The 19325-nt window shown below is 38.0% G+C and carries 17 protein-coding genes; 4 read left to right on the forward strand and 13 right to left on the reverse strand.

Annotated elements, in window-relative coordinates; genetic code table 11:
• Positions 1-454 precede the first annotated feature (454 nt).
• Positions 455-1519, reverse strand: coding sequence for an undecaprenyldiphospho-muramoylpentapeptide beta-N-acetylglucosaminyltransferase (locus N782_RS17235; RefSeq protein WP_036823162.1), 1065 nt, complete (start codon positions 1517-1519; stop codon positions 455-457).
• A 91-nt stretch (positions 1520-1610) separates the two neighbouring features.
• On the opposite strand from N782_RS17235, the gene N782_RS17240 reads away from it, so the two are divergent.
• Positions 1611-2987 carry an MATE family efflux transporter gene (locus tag N782_RS17240; RefSeq protein ID WP_036823165.1) on the forward strand — a complete coding sequence of 459 codons (1377 nt, stop codon included), beginning with the start codon at positions 1611-1613 and terminating at the stop codon, positions 2985-2987.
• A 120-nt stretch (positions 2988-3107) separates the two neighbouring features.
• Here the strand turns inward: N782_RS17240 and N782_RS17245 are convergent, their stop codons facing one another.
• The 3 genes from N782_RS17245 to safA all read right to left on the reverse strand — a co-directional run bounded on the left by N782_RS17245 (position 3108) and on the right by safA (position 7188).
• Positions 3108-4535: an aldehyde dehydrogenase family protein gene (locus tag N782_RS17245; protein ID WP_036823167.1), complete on the reverse strand. Its 1428-nt coding sequence runs from the start codon at positions 4533-4535 to the stop codon at positions 3108-3110.
• A gap of 421 nt (positions 4536-4956) precedes the next feature.
• The gene (locus tag N782_RS17250; protein WP_420805604.1) at positions 4957-6207 is read right to left on the reverse strand and encodes a NupC/NupG family nucleoside CNT transporter; all 1251 of its coding nucleotides are present in this window, start codon (positions 6205-6207) and stop codon (positions 4957-4959) included.
• Between the two features lie 354 nt (positions 6208-6561).
• Positions 6562-7188 (reverse strand): SafA/ExsA family spore coat assembly protein, encoded by a 627-nt coding sequence (gene safA, locus N782_RS17255; RefSeq protein ID WP_036823169.1) that lies wholly within the window; start codon positions 7186-7188, stop codon positions 6562-6564.
• Between the two features lie 176 nt (positions 7189-7364).
• Here safA and N782_RS17260 point away from each other — a divergent pair, with 176 nt between their 5' ends.
• From N782_RS17260 to N782_RS17270, 3 genes are all read left to right on the forward strand, one after another.
• A complete protein-coding gene (locus N782_RS17260) occupies positions 7365-8036 on the forward strand; it encodes a peroxiredoxin (RefSeq protein ID WP_036823172.1) in 672 nt (223 codons plus the stop codon).
• Positions 8037-8159: 123 nt separating this feature from the next.
• On the forward strand, positions 8160-9143 hold the full coding sequence (locus N782_RS17265; RefSeq protein ID WP_036823175.1) for a YqcI/YcgG family protein: 984 nt from the start codon (positions 8160-8162) through the stop codon (positions 9141-9143).
• Positions 9144-9365: 222 nt separating this feature from the next.
• Positions 9366-9812: a YueI family protein gene (locus N782_RS17270; RefSeq protein ID WP_036823177.1), complete on the forward strand. Its 447-nt coding sequence runs from the start codon at positions 9366-9368 to the stop codon at positions 9810-9812.
• A 10-nt stretch (positions 9813-9822) separates the two neighbouring features.
• Here N782_RS17270 and N782_RS20810 read toward each other — a convergent pair whose 3' ends face one another.
• From N782_RS20810 to N782_RS17315, 9 genes are all read right to left on the reverse strand, one after another.
• Positions 9823-10230 (reverse strand): hypothetical protein, encoded by a 408-nt coding sequence (locus N782_RS20810; RefSeq protein ID WP_052111406.1) that lies wholly within the window; start codon positions 10228-10230, stop codon positions 9823-9825.
• 167 nt (positions 10231-10397) lie between these two features.
• On the reverse strand, positions 10398-11315 hold the full coding sequence (opp4C, locus tag N782_RS17280) for an oligopeptide ABC transporter permease (protein WP_036823180.1): 918 nt from the start codon (positions 11313-11315) through the stop codon (positions 10398-10400).
• 11 nt (positions 11316-11326) lie between these two features.
• Complete coding sequence (opp4B, locus tag N782_RS17285) at positions 11327-12292, reverse strand: oligopeptide ABC transporter permease (protein WP_036823183.1); 966 nt, start codon at positions 12290-12292, stop codon at positions 11327-11329.
• 36 nt (positions 12293-12328) lie between these two features.
• Positions 12329-14089, reverse strand: coding sequence for an oligopeptide ABC transporter substrate-binding protein (gene opp4A / locus N782_RS17290; protein ID WP_036823186.1), 1761 nt, complete (start codon positions 14087-14089; stop codon positions 12329-12331).
• Positions 14090-14122: 33 nt separating this feature from the next.
• Positions 14123-15124, reverse strand: coding sequence for an ABC transporter ATP-binding protein (locus N782_RS17295; RefSeq protein WP_052111407.1), 1002 nt, complete (start codon positions 15122-15124; stop codon positions 14123-14125).
• On the reverse strand, positions 15121-16146 hold the full coding sequence (locus N782_RS17300; RefSeq protein WP_036823188.1) for an ABC transporter ATP-binding protein: 1026 nt from the start codon (positions 16144-16146) through the stop codon (positions 15121-15123). The genes N782_RS17295 and N782_RS17300 overlap by 4 nt, the downstream gene beginning before the upstream one ends.
• Before the next feature lie 240 nt (positions 16147-16386).
• Complete coding sequence (yhbH, locus tag N782_RS17305) at positions 16387-17550, reverse strand: sporulation protein YhbH (protein WP_036823192.1); 1164 nt, start codon at positions 17548-17550, stop codon at positions 16387-16389.
• Between the two features lie 248 nt (positions 17551-17798).
• Entirely contained in the window at positions 17799-18560 is a 762-nt protein-coding gene (yidC, locus tag N782_RS17310; protein ID WP_036823195.1) for a membrane protein insertase YidC, read from the reverse strand.
• A 25-nt stretch (positions 18561-18585) separates the two neighbouring features.
• On the reverse strand, positions 18586-18894 hold the full coding sequence (locus N782_RS17315) for a hypothetical protein (protein WP_036823198.1): 309 nt from the start codon (positions 18892-18894) through the stop codon (positions 18586-18588).
• Between the last annotated feature and the right edge of the window lie 431 nt (positions 18895-19325).

The following is a 19325-nucleotide window of genomic DNA, read 5'->3' on the forward strand; positions in this document are numbered from 1 at the left end:
ATGCTCTCCAAACTAATAAGTTCTAGTATCACAATGTAGTCATAACAAAATGGTAATTCAGAAAACTCACTATTAGTACTAAATCAGAGTCCCTTCCATATACAGGACCATATATGCAAAATCATATTACTCCCAAGAGGTAACATAAGAAGATTTCCACTGAAAATAAAGCTTGTCGCTTCGAGGAGACTACATTTAACCGGGGGTCCGATAGTCATTACCCTGATAGGGGTGAAGGGGGAACTGCGAGACTCCCGCGGGAGAAAGAGGTTGGTGAGACCCCGGAGGGAGCGAAGCGAGTGAGAAGGCTCACCAGCTCGCCCGCAGGAAAGCGAGTTGTTCCACCGTAACCCCCTCCACTATTTAAGTATCGGACCCCAATACTTTTCAGAATATCTCGAACTCAAGTCTTCAACATAATGGGGCTATAACAGAATAAGAAAGGAAGCCTAATTCAGGCTTCCTTAATCGTCTTAATAATCTTATCTTTTGCTTGTTCGCTCTTATAGTTTTCCATATTTGATAGAATTTGATCTTTTTGCTGTTGTAATTGCTGTAATTCCTCTAACAAACGTTCACTATCTAGCTCTTCTTCTTCCACCATTCTTGCGTAGCCTTGTTTAACAAAGGAATTTGCATTTAAAATTTGGTCTCCTCGGCTTGCATGGCGGGAGAGTGGGATGAGTAGCATTGGCTTCTTTAGAGCTAGGAATTCAAATATGGAATTGGAGCCAGCTCTTGAAACGACATAATCGGTAATGGCAAACAAATCATTCAATTCTTCATTAACATACTCATATTGCACATAGCCCGGCTTTTCTAATGATTCATCTTTATTTCCTTCCCCACATAAGTGAACCACTTGAAATTGTTCAAGTAACTTACTTAGGTTATTCCGTATGGCATTGTTAATGTTTTTAGAGCCTGAGCTACCACCCATTACAAGAATGATTGGCTTACTCTTCGTGAAGTTTGTCATGCTAAGACCTTTTTGTCTACTTCCCTGAAACAACTCATCTCGCACTACTGCTCCAATCCATTCTGCTTTACTTTCAGGCAAGTATTGGTTGGTCTCTGGGAATGTTGTTAACACTTTCTTAGCAAAACGCATTGCCAATTTGTTCGCTAATCCTGGTGTATAATCCGATTCATGAATAACCGCTGGTACGCGGTTCAGTTTAGCTGCTGCGACTACAGGGACCGAGACAAATCCACCTTTTGAGAACACAACTTGTGGCTTTCGCTTGCGAATAATATTATAAGCTTGCCCTGTACCTTTTAAGACACGAAATGGGTCTTTAAAGTTTTCTTTAGAGAAATACCTTCTAAGTTTTCCAGTAGCTATAGAGTGGTATGTTACGCCTTCTAGATTACTAATTAACTTTTTCTCAATGCCTTTCTCTGAACCAATATAATCGATCTCCCACCCATCCTTTTGAAAGGCAGGAATTAAAGCTAAATTGACGATGACATGCCCTGCAGTCCCGCCTCCTGTAAATAAAATACGTTTTGAAGTCATATATGTCGTCCCTTCTATTTGGTCAGCTGTTTATGTAAAGTTAAGTAAATATGCTATAATCCCCTTAATTGATATGAAAAGGAAGAGGCTGATGTTTCCAACAGATACGCTGCAAGACAAAGGTAAATTATTTTTACAGATCCTCATCCCTATCTTAATTACTCAATTAGGTATGTATGCCATGAACTTTTTTGACACAGTCATGTCTGGTAAAGCCGGAGCGAACGATCTAGCAGGTGTTGCTATTGGTTCGAGCTTATGGGTCCCCATCTTCACTGGCGTTAATGGTGTTTTACTAGCACTATCTCCTATCGTAGCACAATTGGTAGGTGGTGATAAAAAAGAAAATATTCCATCAGCTGTAAGACAAGGTATCTATTTATCTATCGTTTTAGCAATTATCGTATGTATCATTGGTTATTTTTTGTTAGATCCAATTTTGATGACAATGTCTCTAGAATCTGAGGTGAGGTACATAGCAAAGCATTACCTGGTTGCGTTGAGTACTGGGATTGTTCCACTCTTTATGTATAATGCCATTCGTTGTTTTTTTGATGCACTAGGTCAAACGAGAATCACCATGTTCATTACACTTATTTCGTTACCAGTAAACATCCTTTTTAACTATGTACTCATATTTGGAAAATGGGGACTGCCAGCATTAGGTGGCGTTGGTGCTGGGCTAGCATCATCTCTAACGTACTGGGTTTCGCTTTTCATCTCTTTACTTATCTTATCGAGAGTGCGTCCTTTCTCTCAATATGAAATTCATAAACATTTTGAACCCCCTTCACTCCATGCATGGTGGGTACAACTCAAGATTGGGATTCCTATTGGATTTGCTATTTTCTTTGAGGTAAGTATCTTTGCTGCCGTCACTTTATTTATGAGCACATATAGTACTTATACAATTGCGGCGCACCAGGCTGCCATAAATTTTGCATCTTTCTTATATATGATTCCACTCAGCATATCTATGGCGTTAACGATTGCTGTCGGTTTTGAGGTTGGGGCAAGGCGAATGGAAGATGCCAAACAGTATAGTTATTTGGGCATATCCATTGCTGTAATAATGTCTATTATTTGTGGAGCAGCTATTTATATTTTCGATGATCCTGTTGCAAACTTGTATAGCTCTAATTCAGAAGTGATTGATATGACCAAACACTTTCTATTCTACGCCATCTTCTTTCAGTTATCGGATGCATTTGGTGCCCCTATTCAAGGTGCTTTAAGAGGGTATAAAGACGTAAACATTACTCTTCTCATGGCTTTTATCTCTTATTGGGTCATAGGACTTCCTAGTGGATATATATTTGCCACCTTCACCTTTTTGGGGCCAGCAGGTTATTGGGTAGGATTGATTACGGGGTTAGCCGTTGGAGCAATTGCACTACTGACACGTTTAGTTAGTTTGCAAAGAAAATCCCATCAGCACCTTCGTTTAAAAAACGAAGCAACAGATTAATCCGCAAGTTTGTCGAACCATATTCCAAGACACTATTTCCTTGGAAATAATGTAGAAATTACTCCGAAATATTAAAAAGATCCTGACGGAATACGTCAGGATCTTTTTTGCTTTCTATATCTATTGTTTTAGATTCATAACAACCAAACGTTCTTCTGTCATATCATTTATTGTATATTTTGGCCCTTCTTTGCCCCAGCCACTATTTTTCACTCCACCGTAAGGCATTAAGTCAACACGATATTGAGAAGCATCATTTATCATGAATCCTCCAACTTCTACTTTTCGCGCCGCTTTGAAAGCTCGATCTATATCCGTTGTGAAGATGCCACCTTGCAAACCATAGTCAGATTTATTTACTTCTTTTATACATTGATCCAGGTCTGAAAAAGACATAAGCGTTACTATTGGTGCAAACACTTCTTCTGATACCACTTTCATAGAATGATCTACATTCGATACAATCGTTGGTTCTAAAATTGCACCTTTCCGTTTTCCTCCATGAATAACATCTGCACCTTGACCTTTTGCTTCTTGAAGCCACTCTTCAGCTCCTTCTGCCTCTTTTTCCCCTATCATAGGTCCTACATCCGTTTGGGCATCAAAAGGATCGCCTACTTTCAATTCCTCTGTAGCCTCGATAAATTTCTTTTGAAAGGCTTCCTGTATATCTTCATGGACATAGATACGTTGTACAGATATGCACACTTGTCCTGCGTAGGCAAAACTCTTTTGTGCTAACGTAGTAGCTGCTTGATCCACATCTGCTTTCCGGTCAACAATAACAGGGGAATTATTACCTAGCTCTAATGTAAGTTTGTTCAATCCTGTGTTTTGTTTAAGCTTCAGTCCAACTTCAGCACTACCAGTGAATGTATAATAATTAATACGTTCATCTTCCATCATTTGATTCCCTACAGTAGAACCCGATCCCACTAACACATTCAAGAAACCTTCCGGTAATCCAGCTTCTTCAAACAACTCAGCTAACTTCAAAGAAGAAACGGGTGTTGCACTTGCTGGCTTTAAAACAACTGCATTACCAGCTGCAATAGCAGGAGCTATTTTGTGAGCAACGAGGTTCACAGGAAAATTGAACGGACTAATTGCTCCCACTACCCCTACTGGAACTCGCATTGTAAAAGCCATACGATTTTCTGATCCTGGCGCTGCTTCTACCGGTACACCTTCACCAGTAATGCGCTTCGCTTCTTCAGCAGATAATTCAAATGTTTGTGTAGCACGGTCAATTTCTGTACGAGCTTGCTTAATCGGTTTCCCTGCTTCATTGGTAATTACTTGAGCTAATTCTTCTTTGTGAGCTTGGAGCAGTTCACTAACTTTAAGTAATGTTTTATATCGTTGGTATGGCGGGAAATCTTCACTTTCGAAAGCAGCTTGAGCATGGTTGATAGCATCCTCAACCTCTTGCTCACTAGCTTTTGATACCGTAGCAAAAACATCGCCATTGTATTTATTAAGCACTTCGTTTTGCTCTTGAGTCTGAATCCATTTTCCATTTATAAACAAACCATAATGCTGGGACATGATTCGCACTCCTTTAATGTTATTATTATCTGTTGGTCTATTTCCTTTATCATCCAATTATAAACCTTTTAGAAATTAGACCCGCTACTGAATGAAAAATCTCTTATAAAACAAAAGCGCAAGTTTGCGACGTATATGCTTCGGACTACACGACATGGGTTGGTTCGTTGTTGCTACGTGACGTGGGCCTACAGGATGAAGGTCAGTTGATGTTGCTGCACGATGCAGCGATCTTAATCGAACCTCATTTAATCGAACTTCCTCTAAGTCTTTTGAGGTAAAGTAAACGCGAAGTGCGCTAGCGATTCGATGTTGACTTATCGTATGGAGTTGCAGGAAGTTTGCTAGACGCTGGGCACTGGATCTAGGACGACAAAAAAACTGGAATGAGGTTTGTACCTCATCCCAGTTTAGATGTTTATTATAAGAATAATCCTGCAATAGTAGCTGATAGAATAGAACCTAGTGTTGCTCCGATTAGAAGCTTAAGTCCAAATTTGGATACGCTAGCACCCTTATCTGGATCAATTCCTTGAACTGTACCTGCAATAATTCCGATTGAGGAGAAGTTCGCAAAGCTTGTTAGGAATACAGAAACAATTCCTACTGTTTTATCTGATAAGCTTGCGTCATTAATTAAGGATTGTAGTTCAAGCATTGCAACGAATTCATTCGTTACGACCTTCGTACCCATTAGGCTACCAGCTTGTACTAGTTCACCGCTTGGGATACCCATTAAAAATGCGATTGGTGCAAGAACATAACCAAGGATGGTTTGTAGTGTAACACCATTAAAGAAGAACGCAATTATACCATTCACTAGTTCTAGAGATGCAATAAAGGCGATAAGCATTGCTGCTACAATAAGAGCAATTTTACCACCATCTAAGGCACCATTACCCATAGCTTCGAAGAAACTCTTCGCGCCTGAAACATCTTTAACGTCTACACGGTCTTCCTCTCTTTTCACTTTTACTGGAGCGATAAGAGAACCAAGAATTAAAGCACTGAACATGTTTAGAGGAATTGCAACTAAGACGAACTCGTCTGGAAGCATTCCTAGGTAAGCTCCCACAATAGATGCTGATACAGAACCCATTGCAGAGGCACTTACAATGTACAAACGATTATCATTTAAATGGTGGAACTGAGATTTAATCGCTATAAGTGCTTCTGACTGACCAAAGAACATACTGTTAACTGCGTTAAATGATTCAACCTTTGGTAATCCGGTAATCCAAGAAATAAACATACCAATATATTTAATAATAAGCGGTAGAATTCTTAGATATGTTAAAACAGATAGAATCGTTGCAAAGAAGATAATGATAAGTAGAACATCTAAGAAGAAAACACTCGCTGATGATCCATCTTCTCCCACGTTGGCAACGTTTGGTAATACGAAGGCGACACCTTCTTTACCATAATTAATTAAATTCGTAAAACCAGCAGAGATAGTACCAATAATCCACTGTCCAATTGGTGTGTTAAACACGAACCAAGTAGTGATCAATTGGAATACCAACATAACGCCAATTCCGGTATAGTTGATATTCTTTCGATCATTGGACATTAAGAAACCAATTCCAAGAACTAAAATAATTGCAAGTAACCCAAAGATTATATCCACGGCTTCCGTGCCTCCCTTAAAAATATATAAAATAGTGTTCATTCGGTGATATGAAAATGCTTTCATTTCAACCTTCCGAAAAAATTGTACCAAGATGTCAGACGTCTTGCAAATGAAATTTTTTCCTTTTTTATAGTTCGTCCTATTTAAATCCTTGGTACATCTCTTTTCCACCCATACTATCTATTCTAAAAAATTTTTTCCATAACCATATTAATGGAAAGTAAACGATATGTAAAAAGCCAGCTTTACATGGCTGGCTTCTTCATAAAGTAAAAACTATAAATATCTAGCTCCCTCCCCATAGGTTTAACCACTATATGGCAAATTCTTATATACAATGGTTAGCTTATGCCTTTTGGGAAATGGGAAGGAGCTTCAGCTCTGCTTATTCTATTATTTCGTTATGAATTGTTGCGTCCAATAATGGCCGTAACTTCCACCTTTTGCGTAGCCCACACCAATGTATGTTAGATCTTTGTCTAGGATATTTTTCCTGTGTCCAGAACTATTCATCCATGCTTTTACTACTGCTTCAGGTGAGGTCTGACCAGCTGCAATATTCTCTGCTGCTTTACGATAAGAAATATTGAAGCTTTTCATCATTTGGAATGGAGATCCATAGGTTGGTGAGTTATGAGCAAAATAATTATTATCCCGCATATCTCTGGATTTATAACGAGCTACTCTTGATAGCTGCCAATCTCCTTTTAAAGCTGGTAATCCGTATTTCGCTCTCTCTTCATTTGTTAAGCGAATAACCTCTTGCTCTACGGATTTAATATTTTGTTTTAAAGGGATAGTAACTTTGTCTCCAGGATAAATCAAATCTGGATTGTTAAACTGGGGGTTGGCACTAATGATTTCAGAAAGACCAATTTGATATTTTTGTGAAATCTTCCATAATGTATCTCCTCGTTTAACAACATAGGTATCTGATTGTTGTGCACTTGTTGTACTAGGCTGCATAAACGCAAAAAATAACCCTACAACAAGCAATGAAATAGCTAACACTTTCTTCATCCTTCATCGCTCCTTCATACGTTATCATGAGTAGTTTGCCAACGAAACAAAATATTACTCATAAACATAGGAAAAAGGTTCTTTTTTTACATTATCGACAACTTAATTCCATTTCATGATTTAGTATGACTAAGAATATAGTTACTAATGATGAACGAGATAAAAGGAGGAGTGAAGTGAAGGACTTGAATGAAGGAATAACCATAGGAGAAATGTTTCCAGATATTGAGGTGCAGACCACACAAGGTCCTATGCGTCTACCTGAAGATTATGAAGGTAAGTGGTTTGTATTATTTAGTCATCCTGGCGATTTCACACCTGTTTGCACAACAGAATTTATTTCTTTTCAACAATACCAAGAAGACTTTAATAATATGGGGACAGAGCTTATTGGTTTGTCCATAGATCAAGTATATGCACACTTAAAATGGATTGAATGGATCCAAGAAAACACCGGGGTAAGCATAACCTTTCCTATTATTGCTGATCCTCTTGGTGCTTTAGCCAAGAAACTTGGGATGCTACCATCCGAGCAAAATACCAGAACGATACGAGCCGTATTTATCGTTGATGACAAAGGTATCATAAGGATGGTTTTATATTATCCTCAAGAGATAGGAAGAAACGTTCAAGAAATTTGGCGGTCTGTACATGCATTACAAACATCTGATCTCTTTAATGTTGTTTTACCTGAAAACTGGCCAAACAACCCATTAATTGGCAGTAATGTGATTGTCCCTCCAGCCAATAGTGTAGAAGAAATTCAGAAACGTTTGGATTTACAAAAGCAAGGTAAGATTGAATGCCTAGATTGGTGGTTTTGTTATAAACCATTAAAAATGGAGTAAGGGTTGATTCATCCCTTACTCCATCTCTGTGTTTATATTCAAATAAAATTTCTTAATAAATCATAATTCCCTTTTTGTATAAATATAATATATAGTCGACCATTATAATGGGGGAATGTGTACATGGATACAAAAATTAGAGACTTGGCAGAAACATACCTACCTAAAAAGATGCCTACGTGGGGGTATGATGTGTTTGAACACTTCGCGAGAGATATGCTTTCTGACCAAAATCCGTTTCCATGCTTGTTAGGAATGGAAGGGTTTAAACAAAGACAATACCGCTTCGCATTCGTCGAATCTACTTACAAAAAGAAAGACCTAGAACATTTAGCTAAACAATTAAAAAAGTATGTACTCCATTATAAAAGGTATGGCCAAAACACTTCATTTATTGCATTTTTTCAACCAAGACGTATTCAACATTCTATAGAGGTTTATGATAAAATTTTTCGAGGTGTGCTACAAATTCTTCAAGAATTAGATGAGTTGAATGAATGGAAAGATACTTCTCAGAACAGACTTCCCCATTTAGATGAGTTTACGTTCAATGGTGTTACGATGCATGTGAAGTACAATACACCTCATCAAGACCGAGGTCAGCCTACATTTACAATGGTATTCCAACCCAAATATTATTATGCCAATACTCAACCTCACCTTCCCCTTCAACAATTTGTCCACCCTCAGCCTGAAACAACGCCAGAACAAAACACTCCACAACCATCAATGCAATGGTACCGTTCATTATCTTCTACAGGTGAACATCAAGAAAACGCAACCAGAGATGTAGATACCCATTTATCGCAAGAGCCTTATATTACTAAGGGAATTGCTAGTACATTAGAGACAACAATTCGAACTTTATTACCTGATAAAACCGATTCTGTAATAGTTCATCGTTATTCACCTAATTCAAGTCAGACATTCGAAAAAAAACATTTAGCCCTCCACCTATATCTAGTAGAAGGTTCCATTCGAATAGAAATCAACGGTAACTCCTATCTATGCTCACAAGGCGATCACCTCTATATCCCTCCTAATACTGCATATATATGTTCAACGGGTGAGCAATATTGTTTAATTGTTAAATCCTATGCAAAATAAGTTTCTAAAAGGTTTCGTATTAAATGTATAGAGGGTATTTAATGGGTGGATTTATTTATAAGTGTGAATAAAAAAGCTAATTAAGAGTTAATAAACACACCCACATCCCTCTTCATTCTCCCTAACCTCTCTTAATTTAGAACCCCCTTCATATATGTTGATTTAGTATTATATAATCATATATATTTAGGAAAGAAGGACACAGTAAAGGAGGAATATACTATGGCAAATAAAGAAATAGATGATATTTTACAAGAAGGAATTCACGGAAAAAAACAGATAAAAGCTGGGGAGCGAAAACGGTATTTAGGAACGATACGGGAGCGTGTGGTTATTGCTTTGACAAATGGACAACTCATGCGAGATAAAGGATTACAAGAACTAGAACAAGCAATGCAACATCACCCTGAAACAACGTTATTATTAAATGGTCATGTCGCATCACGGTTTATGAAAGAAGAAAAAGCATTAGCTGAAAAATACAATATTCCCTATACAGCGGTAACAAACAACGATGCAGAGTCTGATCTAGGTGCTGTATTAACGTATGATTATGCTGTAGATATAGAAGATATTTTTGTACAAGATCACAATGAAGAGAAGCCAGAACAAAAAAAGGAAAACTCGTTGCTTGATACTATTAAAAAATGGTTTACCCCTACATCTTAATAGATAAGGGTCATCCCTCTATATACGCTATATAAATTCGTTCCTTATTTTTATATTCTACAAGTACATAAGTCGGTGGTTTTTCTTTTTGATACTCCTCATCACCAGTCATATACAACGCTGTCCCTTCAGGTAGTTTTGTAGCATAGCGATCCCGAAACCACCATGAATTTTGCGTTTTATTTCTCACTTCTCCGATTTTTCCCCCCTTTTTATACTCCCTATCCTGAACCCAGTCAACATCTGTCACATTCCCATAAACTAGTCCATCTAATTTGAGAATATCGGCGTCTTGATTATCTCCTAAGATGTCACGAACAGTAGGGTTTCCTCTTGTATTGTTTTGAAAAGCCATTGTGACGAAAACTACACTCAATATACTAGTGATGATTAAGAAAACGATTACCTTGCTTTTCAACTTCCAACCTCCTATCTCCTATAAAATTCTACTTCCATCCTACCATGATTAACCAAAAAAGGCCCTGAACTTGGACGTAGCCACATCACTTTTTTACTTATACACAAGCGTTGAATTTTATAATTTCCTGCTGACAAAAAAACCTACCATCAAAATGGTAGGTTCTCTTATCGATATGATTTAGGATTTAATGCTTCTTTTATCCCTTCTCCAATAAAGTTAATAGAAAGAATTGTTAATATCAGCACTAAAGCTGGTGGCACCCAGATCCACGGCATGTTCTGAAGTACTTCTGGTTGCTGAGAAGCAGCTAACATATTGCCCCAACTCGGTACTTCTTGTGGTACACCGAATCCTAAGTAGCTCAATCCTGATTCAGCTACAATCATCGTCGCAAATAAAATGGTAGCTTGTACAATAACTGTGGTAAGTACGTTAGGTAATAAGTGCTTAAGAATGATTTTACCAGGTTTACACCCTATTGAAATAGAAGCAAGGATGTATTCATTTTCTTTCTCAGATAGGATTTTACTCCTTACAAGACGGGCTACGCCTCCCCATCCAAGAATACTAAGCACTACAATTAATACCCAGACCCCAGAGACAATACCGAATAAGATAGCATTTAATACAATTACAAATACTAGAAACGGAAAGTTCAAAATAAAGTCTGTAAAACGCATTAGCATACTATCTACCGCTCCGCCAAAGTACCCTGCAACAGAGCCAATTAACGTTCCAATAAATAGGATGATGGCAGTACATGAGATTCCTACCAACAAGGAAACTCTTCCACCATAAAGCAGCCTCGTAAATACATCTCGTCCACTTGTATCTGTTCCAAACCAATGCTCAGCGGACGGTGCTAGTGACATATCCCCAATGTTCACACGAGAAATATCAGCAGTTGTGATATAGGGAGCCAAGAAAGAGAGAATCCCTAAGACAATGAGATAAGACAAGCTAATCATCGCGAGTTTATTTTTCATAAACTTACGACGGGCCATTGCCCAAGGAGACATACTCTTTTGTGGCTTAGTTGTCGAGTTTTCAGTTTGTGAATTTTTATTGTGTACGACTTCCATAGCCACACCTCCTAATCAAGTCTGATACGAGGATCTACAACACCATATAGAAGATCCGCTATCAAGTTTCCAATTAATACAAGAAAAGAGAACATTAACGCTAAGGTCATTAACGTTGGATAATCGTTTGTTGTCATCGAAGACAAAAATAGTTGTCCTAATCCAGGATACGTGAAAATTGTCTCCGTAATTAATGCACCGTTCACCAGTGTTACGATGTCAAAGCCTAAAAATGTAATCAACGGAATGACAGAGTTCCGGAGAATATGGTGATTATATATACGCGACTCTGGAGTTCCCTTCGCTCTAGCTGTACGAACATAATCCTTTTGACTGTTATCAATAATATCGTTTCGCAAAAATTGTGTGTAAGCTGCTGTACCCATCGCTCCAAGCACTAGTGCTGGTAAAATTACATGGTAAATTCGAGATAACCACCAATCAAGTGTCCCCTCATTCGTGGCAATATCGACAGATCCAGAGAATGGAAACCAACCTAAGTGGAAGGAGAAAAAGTATATGGCGAACACACCTGCAATGTAGATGGGGATAGCTAACATAAGGTAGTTGAACCCACCAATAAAGTTATCTAGTTTTGTGTAGGGTTTTCGCCCTGCATACATCCCCATTACAAAGGCAAATATGTATGTAATGATTAAGGATGTAACGCCAAGAAATAATGTGTTAGGCAATCGTTGAGCGATTAAATCAGCAACAGGAATTTTATATTTAGTTGAGGTTCCGAAGTCACCCTGTGCAAAATTTGAAATCCACCTTCCATACTGAACGTAAATTGGGTCATTATACCCTAACTTTTCACGCATTTGTTCAATATATTCTGGATCAGTATTATTCGGGTCAATTTCACCAGTGAGTGAATCTCCTGGCATAGCTAATGCCAGGAAAAACACAACCACTGAGATAAGGAATAACATCGGGATCATGCCTAGAATTCGTCGAAGTGAGTACTTTAACATGGACATTCCCCTTATCTGTTACAAGCTAGTAACCTATTATTCTTTAATATACCATTCGTTTGGTAGATTACTTCCAGAAACATCGTATTCCACACCGCCAACGCGTTTGTTAATGCCCTGTAATTCTTGTAACTCGGCAATATAAAGCATTGGAAGCTCTTCATTTGCTAGTTGCTGCCATTCTGTATAAATTTCTTGACGTTTTTCTTTGTCTGTTCCTACTACTTCTACATCAAGTGCTTTCTCTAGTAATTCATCACTCTTCTCATTGTTCCAACGAGTGTAGTTCCAAAGAGCGTCTGAAGACCAAAGAGCTGTAGGGTCTGGATCTGTACCAGTACTCCAACCACCGTAGAATACTTCAATATCGTCACTATCTTTTTCAATCTTGTCATAGTACAGGGAACCTTCAATCATCTCAAGAGTTGTTTGAAGACCAATATCGTTCCAGTACTGTGTTAGAGCTTTCGCACGTGCTTCAAATGTTGGGTTCGTAGAAGCATAGTGAGAGAAATTAACAACAAACTCATCACCATTTGGATCTTCACGGAAACCATCACCATTTGTGTCTTTGTATCCTGCTTCGTCTAGAAGGCTCTTCGCTTTTTCAGGATCATACTCATACTGCTGTAAGTCACTATCATCAGCTGCAATCCAGTGATTTGATGGAACAGGTGCATCTACTGGAGAACCATAACCACTAAAGAATGCATCAATCCACTCTTGGCGATTAATAGCGTGGTACATCGCCTTACGTAATGTTTTGTCTTGATACTTTTCTTTTTCTTCTACAATTTCTTTTTTCTCATTATCAAACACGCCTAATTTAAAGCCAACATAGTAATAGGAAAGACCTGGATACGTCACAAGTTCTACGTCTTCCATTTTTTCTACTTCTTCACCTAAAGTTGGGTGTACAGGAACCATATCAACTTCACCGTTTTGAAGTGCGCCAGATACAGCTTTGTTATCAATAACTTTAACAATAATCTTGTCTAAGTTCGGTGCACCTTTAAAATAGTCTTCATTAGCGATAAACTCATAGGTTTCACCAGGTACAACTTTACCCATTTTGAATGGACCAGTACCGATTGGAGTTGTACGAGTAAATTCATGTCCTAGCATCTCGGATACAGGAACATCTTTCCAACGATTTTCATTCATTGGATAACTCCAGACGTTAATTAAGTTGTTAACACGAGCTTTATCAAATGTAACCTTTACTTCATAATCATTAATTACTTCAATACCAGAGATGCTATCCGCTTCCCCTTTGTTATATGCTTCAGCACCTTCAATTGTTTGAACGTTTGAGTAACGAGGACCTTCATAATCTGGATCTGCTAATGTTTCTAAAGCGAATACCCAGTCATTAACCGTTAGCTCATCACCATTGTGCCACTTAACGCCTTCTTCAAATTTAAATGTGTACGTCTTGTTATCTTCCGTTTCCCAATCAGCCAAATGTGGCTCAGGAGCTAGGTTTTCATCGTATGTGAAAAGTGGATCAACCATAAACTGAAGAATTTCAAAATCTGTAGCAGTTCCATAATAATGGACATTCAAAATACCTTCAGGCTCAGCATCAATCGCATATGTTAGTGTACCGCCTTGTTTAGGCTCTCCTGTATCACTTTCTTCTTCGGTTTCTGTACCTTCTTCAGAACTAGTGTCTTCCGTTGTATCCCCTTCAGCATCCGTTTGTGCATCCGTATCATCTCCACTATTACAAGCAGCTAGGAATAAGGAAAGCATCAACACTAAGGATAAAAGCCAATAAAATCTTTTGTTCTTCATGAGTGAACCCCCTGTTAATTGTTTAAATAATGATTAATCGTAAAGAATACATGCAACGTGCTGACCCGGTTTCACCTCCTTTAAAGTAGGTTTGATGCTTGAGCATCTATCCAAAGCCTTTGGACATCTTGTATGAAATGGACACCCAGAAGGTGGATTTTCAGGACTTGGTACATCGCCTTGTAAGACGATTCGCTCTCGCTTCTCTCCCATTTTAGAAGCATCAGGAACAGCTGAGATTAAGGCTTGGGTATAAGGATGCATAGGGTTATCGTAAATGGAGTGCTTGTCAGCAACTTCTACAATATTACCTAAGTACATCACCCCAATACGATCACTCATATGCTTTACCACACTTAAATCGTGTGCAATAAACAAGTACGTTAAATCGAATTCATCTTGAAGCTCATTCAATAGGTTAAGCACCTGTGACTGAACGGATACATCAAGAGCAGATACAGGTTCATCTGCAATAATCAATTTAGGCTTAAGTGCTAAAGCTCTTGCAATCCCAATCCGTTGACGTTGCCCTCCTGAAAATTCGTGAGCATATTTGTAATAAGCTTCTTCAGGAAGTCCTACTCGAGTTAGGAGGTCCATAACTTCAGTCTTTAACTCTTCTTTGTTTTTGTTTTTATAATAATTATGGATAGGCTCACTAACGATATCCCCAACCATCTGCATCGGGTTCAAGGAAGCGTATGGATCCTGAAATACCATTTGAATATCTTGGCGAATATCTCTTAGCCGCTTTCCATTTACATTCGTAATATCCTCATTCTCAAAAATAACCTTACCACCTGTAGGCGTTAACAATCGTAGAATAGATCGCCCTGTTGTAGATTTCCCACAACCGGATTCTCCTACTAGTCCAAGTGTTTCCCCTTTTCGAATAGTAAAAGAGACACCATCTACAGCTTTAACAGCACCAATAGTTCTTCGGAAGAATCCACCCTTTACCGGAAAATGCATCTGCAAATTTTCAACTTCTAATAGATTATGAGTTTGAAAGTCTTTCATTTGGGTAATACTCATTGTGACACCTCTCTTGCTGGTCGACTTGATTCGTAAAGAAGACAGGCCACTTCATGCCCGTACTCATTTTCTTTAAGTTGAGGTGTAACCTCTGTACATTCCTGCATTGCCTTTGGACAACGATTGGCGAACCGACATCCAACCTGTGGCATATTTTTTAGCGAAGGTACCATTCCATCAATTGTAGCTAACTGATCTGTATCTACATCCATTCTTGGGATGGACCCCATTAGCAATTCTGTATATGGATGCTTAGGCTCCTGGAACAATCTTCTAACGTCCGTTTTTTCTACAATTCTTCCGGCATACATAACGATAACTTCATCACATGATTCCGAAACAACGCCTAAGTCATGCGTAATAAGAATGATGGACATATCATTTTTGCGTTGGATATCCTTTAAAAGCTCTAATATTTGCGCTTGAACAGTTACATCAAGTGCTGTAGTTGGCTCATCTGCTATAAGAAGCTGCGGCTGACAAGCTATAGCCATAGCAATCATAACTCTTTGCCTCATTCCACCAGACAGTTGATGCGGATATTCATGTACAATTTTCTCAGGTCTCGAAATACCTACTGCAGTTAAAAGTTGAACTACTTTTTGTCTAGCTTCTTTTTTTGAAATCTTAAAATGATTATGTAGCACTTCTTCTAACTGGTAACCTATGGTGAAGACTGGGTTTAATGACGTCATAGGCTCCTGAAAGATCATTGCTATATCTTTCCCACGTATTTTATTCATCTCGTTATCATTTAAGTTCTCTAGGTTACGACCGTTAAATTTGATTTCCCCTGCATTTACCTTACCAATTCCCTTAGGAAGCAATCCCATTATCGATAAAGACATAACACTCTTACCACAACCTGATTCACCTACAACCCCAATCACTTTACCAGGTTCCACATGAAACGTTACTTGATCAACTGCGTTATAATCCTTTCCATCAATCCCAAAAGCTGTTTCCAGATTCTTCACTTCAAGCAAAGGTGCTTTCCCTTGCGATTGTTGAAAATGACTCATATGTACACCTCTGAAAAATTAGTATTTTTAGCAAATTTGGTAATTTTCTGATATTTCTACTATATAGTATCCTAATATTTAACTACTAGTCAATAATTTCTTTACAAAAATATTACTTTTCTACAATTTTCGTTAAAATTTGTGTAAAATTTCATACTTATATTTCCTTATTTTTCTAGTTATTTTCTCACACACAAAACAAGGCCTTCTCATATAATGAGAAGGCCTTAACGAATTGTATTACTTTGCTACTACCGCTTCTTCATTTTGTTGAAAGAAATGCTTCATGGCGTAGAAAACATCTGCTTTTCTTCTAAGCACAAAATGTTTGAAACGTGGGTCTTCGATTTTTTTATAGGAAGACATCAAGGTACTGTGTCTGTTATACTGATTTACTTCACCATACCCAAACATACTGGATAGATCCATCAAATCATTCACATATTTTAAGCAACGTTTGTTATCCGAAGTTAAATTGTCCCCATCTGAAAAATGGAATGGATAAATGTTATATCGATCAGGATGATATTTTTCTTCAATTAAATCTAATGCTTTTTTATAAGCGGATGAACAAATAGTTCCTCCACTTTCGCCTTTTGAGAAGAAATCATCCTCTGAAACAACCTTGGCCTCTGTATGATGTGCAATAAACTCAATATCTACTGTTTCATACTTCGTTCTCAAGAATCTAGTCATCCAAAAGAAAAAGCTACGACTCATATACTTTTCCCATACCCCCATAGAACCGGAGGTATCCATCATCGCCAACACCACAGCCTTCGATTCAGGCTTAACAACATCATTCCATGTTTTGTAACGAACATCTTCAGGATAAATAGGATTAAACGTAGACTCACCTGACATCGCATTCCGCTTAAATGCTTCTAGCATCGTTCGTTTTTTGTCAATGTTTCCTTGTAATCCTGTTTTTCGAATATCGTTAAACTCTACATCTGTTGTAACGATATTGTCTTTTTCTTTTTCTTGTAGATTAGGGAGCTCAAGTTGGGTAAATAGAACTTCTTCTAATTCAGCTAGTGATACTTCTGCTTCATAATAGTCATCACCTGGTTGATCACCTGCTTTATCACCTTTACCTGCTGCTTTTTTAGGAGAACCATCTTTTGCAATAACATCTCCTACTTGACTATCACCTTTCCCTTGGCCTACATGTTTGTTTTTATCATAGTTATATCTAATCTTATATTCATCCAACGAACGAATCGGAATTTTCACGACATCTTTACCATTCGACATAATAATGTTTTCTTCAGAAATCAAGTCCGGAAGTTGGTTTTTAATTGCATCTTGTACTTTTTCCTGGTGGCGTTGTTGGTCATCGTAACCCTTTCTATGGAGGGACCAGTTTTCTTCAGAAATCACAAAGCTTTTAGAACGACTCATCCTTACCCCTCCTTCATAGTGTTTACTCTTATACTATGCAGAGATTGTCATTTTGATTAAAAATTCTGATAATTTATTCTGTAAATGTGCTTTGTTATATATATCATATTCTTGTATGTTAGATGACACCTATCGCTTTAGTAATAGTTACACTGTCTTGAAACGAAAAATACTCTAAGACCACTTCATGATCTTAGAGCATTTGTCTCTTCGTTTTAAGTTATGACTGTAATACATCAATTATTCAATCAGGAAGCTTCTTCTTCACTCTGTGAATATAGTTTTCTTCCTATCCACGTTTGCAGGATTAGAAAGGCTCCTCCTACTGCCCAATACAGCGGTAATGCAGCTGGTGCCGTTAAGGAAATCACTAAAATCATAACTGGAGATAATAGTCCCATTATCTTCATTTGTTTCTTCTGCTCATCTGGTACACCTATAAGAGATACTTTATATTGGATAAAATATAAAATTCCCGCGATAATGGCCATGCTTATATCAGGTTGACCTAAGTCGAACCACATGAAGGTGTGCGTAGCAATTTCTTCTGAACTCCTTATCGCATAATAGAATCCCATTAATATAGGCATTTGTAGCAACAGTGGGAGGCAACCCATGTTAAGTGGATTAACTCCATGCTTTTGGTAGAGCTCCATCATTTCGTTTTGTATTTGTTGCTTATCTTCCTGGGAAGTGGCTTCTTTCAACCTATTCTGTACATCATCCATTTCTGGTTTGATAGCTGTCATTTTTGTTTTCATCAACTGTTGTTTTTTATACATATTAAGCATTAATGGCATAAGAATGAGGCGTATTATCAACGTTACCACGATAATTGCCACCCCATAGCTACCACTAAACCATTCAGCTAATGTTTGGATAGCTATCGAAAATGGTTGTACAAAAAATTGGTTAAAGAACCCATCTCCTTCACCAGATTGTGTAGAACAACCTGCCAATAAGAATGTAGATACTAAGAAAAGCAATATTAGTTGCCATGTTTTTTTCATTTATTATTTCCTCCTCATTATTCATTTACATGGTAATTGTGTGAATAATGAGGGGGTAGTCTTCATCAGGTGAACCTTCTTGCCTCTTAATTGTTTTTGGAATCCAATTGATAATGTGATTTGTAGATCCTACATTGGTTTGATTAGGAGTAATAGAAAATGATATACGCTCTTTTACGCCCCATTCATTTGTAAGCCAAGCAGATGGATCACTTACAAAAGATGCCCAAACCTTATTTAAAGCTAGTGACATGAACATGCTGACATAAAATGAATACAGCAAGGGGTCATTCACTAGATCAAGATCCAACAAATATTCGATAAACATATTCATTGGGAGCTACTCCTTGAATGTTGTGTCTTGTTAGGTATATACGATTAAAACATCAGAAAGTTTCAAATGTGATTTAGGCTGCTTCTCACTTATTACAGATACGCCCCATTATGTTGAAGACTTGGAATTGAGATATTCTGGATTAGAGAAATGTTTCCGTTGTATTAATTTAGAGAAAAGATGGGCCGGGAAATAGCTCGCTTTCCTGTGGACGAACGGTCAAGCCTCCTCGGGCAAAAAACGCCCTGCGGGGTCTTGACACATCCGTTTTCCACGGGAGTCTCGCCATTTCCCGTCCCATCTTTGCGTTCATGTGGTTTAACGGAAACATCGCCATATGTTGATGTCGAACCAAATAGCCAGAAGCTCGTTATCAGGCTTAAAAAAAGACGTCATAATTCCAAGCCAAGCTTTGTCATAACGCATCATGT

It is taken from the genome of Pontibacillus yanchengensis Y32 (assembly GCF_000770635.1).
Taxonomy (GTDB): domain Bacteria; phylum Bacillota; class Bacilli; order Bacillales; family BH030062; genus Pontibacillus; species Pontibacillus yanchengensis.

Excerpts from the sequence above, each read along its gene's own strand:
- N782_RS17235 (WP_036823162.1), bottom strand. The coding sequence starts at position 1,519 with ATGACTTCAAAACGTATTTTATTTACAGGAGGCGGGACTGCAGGGCAT.
- N782_RS17240 (WP_036823165.1), top strand. The coding sequence starts at position 1,611 with ATGTTTCCAACAGATACGCTGCAAGACAAAGGTAAATTATTTTTACAG.
- N782_RS17245 (WP_036823167.1), bottom strand. The coding sequence starts at position 4,535 with ATGTCCCAGCATTATGGTTTGTTTATAAATGGAAAATGGATTCAGACT.
- N782_RS17250 (WP_420805604.1), bottom strand. The coding sequence starts at position 6,207 with ATGAACACTATTTTATATATTTTTAAGGGAGGCACGGAAGCCGTGGAT.
- safA (WP_036823169.1), bottom strand. The coding sequence starts at position 7,188 with ATGAAGAAAGTGTTAGCTATTTCATTGCTTGTTGTAGGGTTATTTTTT.
- N782_RS17265 (WP_036823175.1), top strand. The coding sequence starts at position 8,160 with ATGGATACAAAAATTAGAGACTTGGCAGAAACATACCTACCTAAAAAG.
- N782_RS17270 (WP_036823177.1), top strand. The coding sequence starts at position 9,366 with ATGGCAAATAAAGAAATAGATGATATTTTACAAGAAGGAATTCACGGA.
- opp4C (WP_036823180.1), bottom strand. The coding sequence starts at position 11,315 with ATGGAAGTCGTACACAATAAAAATTCACAAACTGAAAACTCGACAACT.
- opp4B (WP_036823183.1), bottom strand. The coding sequence starts at position 12,292 with ATGTTAAAGTACTCACTTCGACGAATTCTAGGCATGATCCCGATGTTA.
- opp4A (WP_036823186.1), bottom strand. The coding sequence starts at position 14,089 with ATGAAGAACAAAAGATTTTATTGGCTTTTATCCTTAGTGTTGATGCTT.
- N782_RS17295 (WP_052111407.1), bottom strand. The coding sequence starts at position 15,124 with ATGAGTATTACCCAAATGAAAGACTTTCAAACTCATAATCTATTAGAA.
- N782_RS17300 (WP_036823188.1), bottom strand. The coding sequence starts at position 16,146 with ATGAGTCATTTTCAACAATCGCAAGGGAAAGCACCTTTGCTTGAAGTG.
- yhbH (WP_036823192.1), bottom strand. The coding sequence starts at position 17,550 with ATGAGTCGTTCTAAAAGCTTTGTGATTTCTGAAGAAAACTGGTCCCTC.
- yidC (WP_036823195.1), bottom strand. The coding sequence starts at position 18,560 with ATGAAAAAAACATGGCAACTAATATTGCTTTTCTTAGTATCTACATTC.
- N782_RS17315 (WP_036823198.1), bottom strand. The coding sequence starts at position 18,894 with ATGAATATGTTTATCGAATATTTGTTGGATCTTGATCTAGTGAATGAC.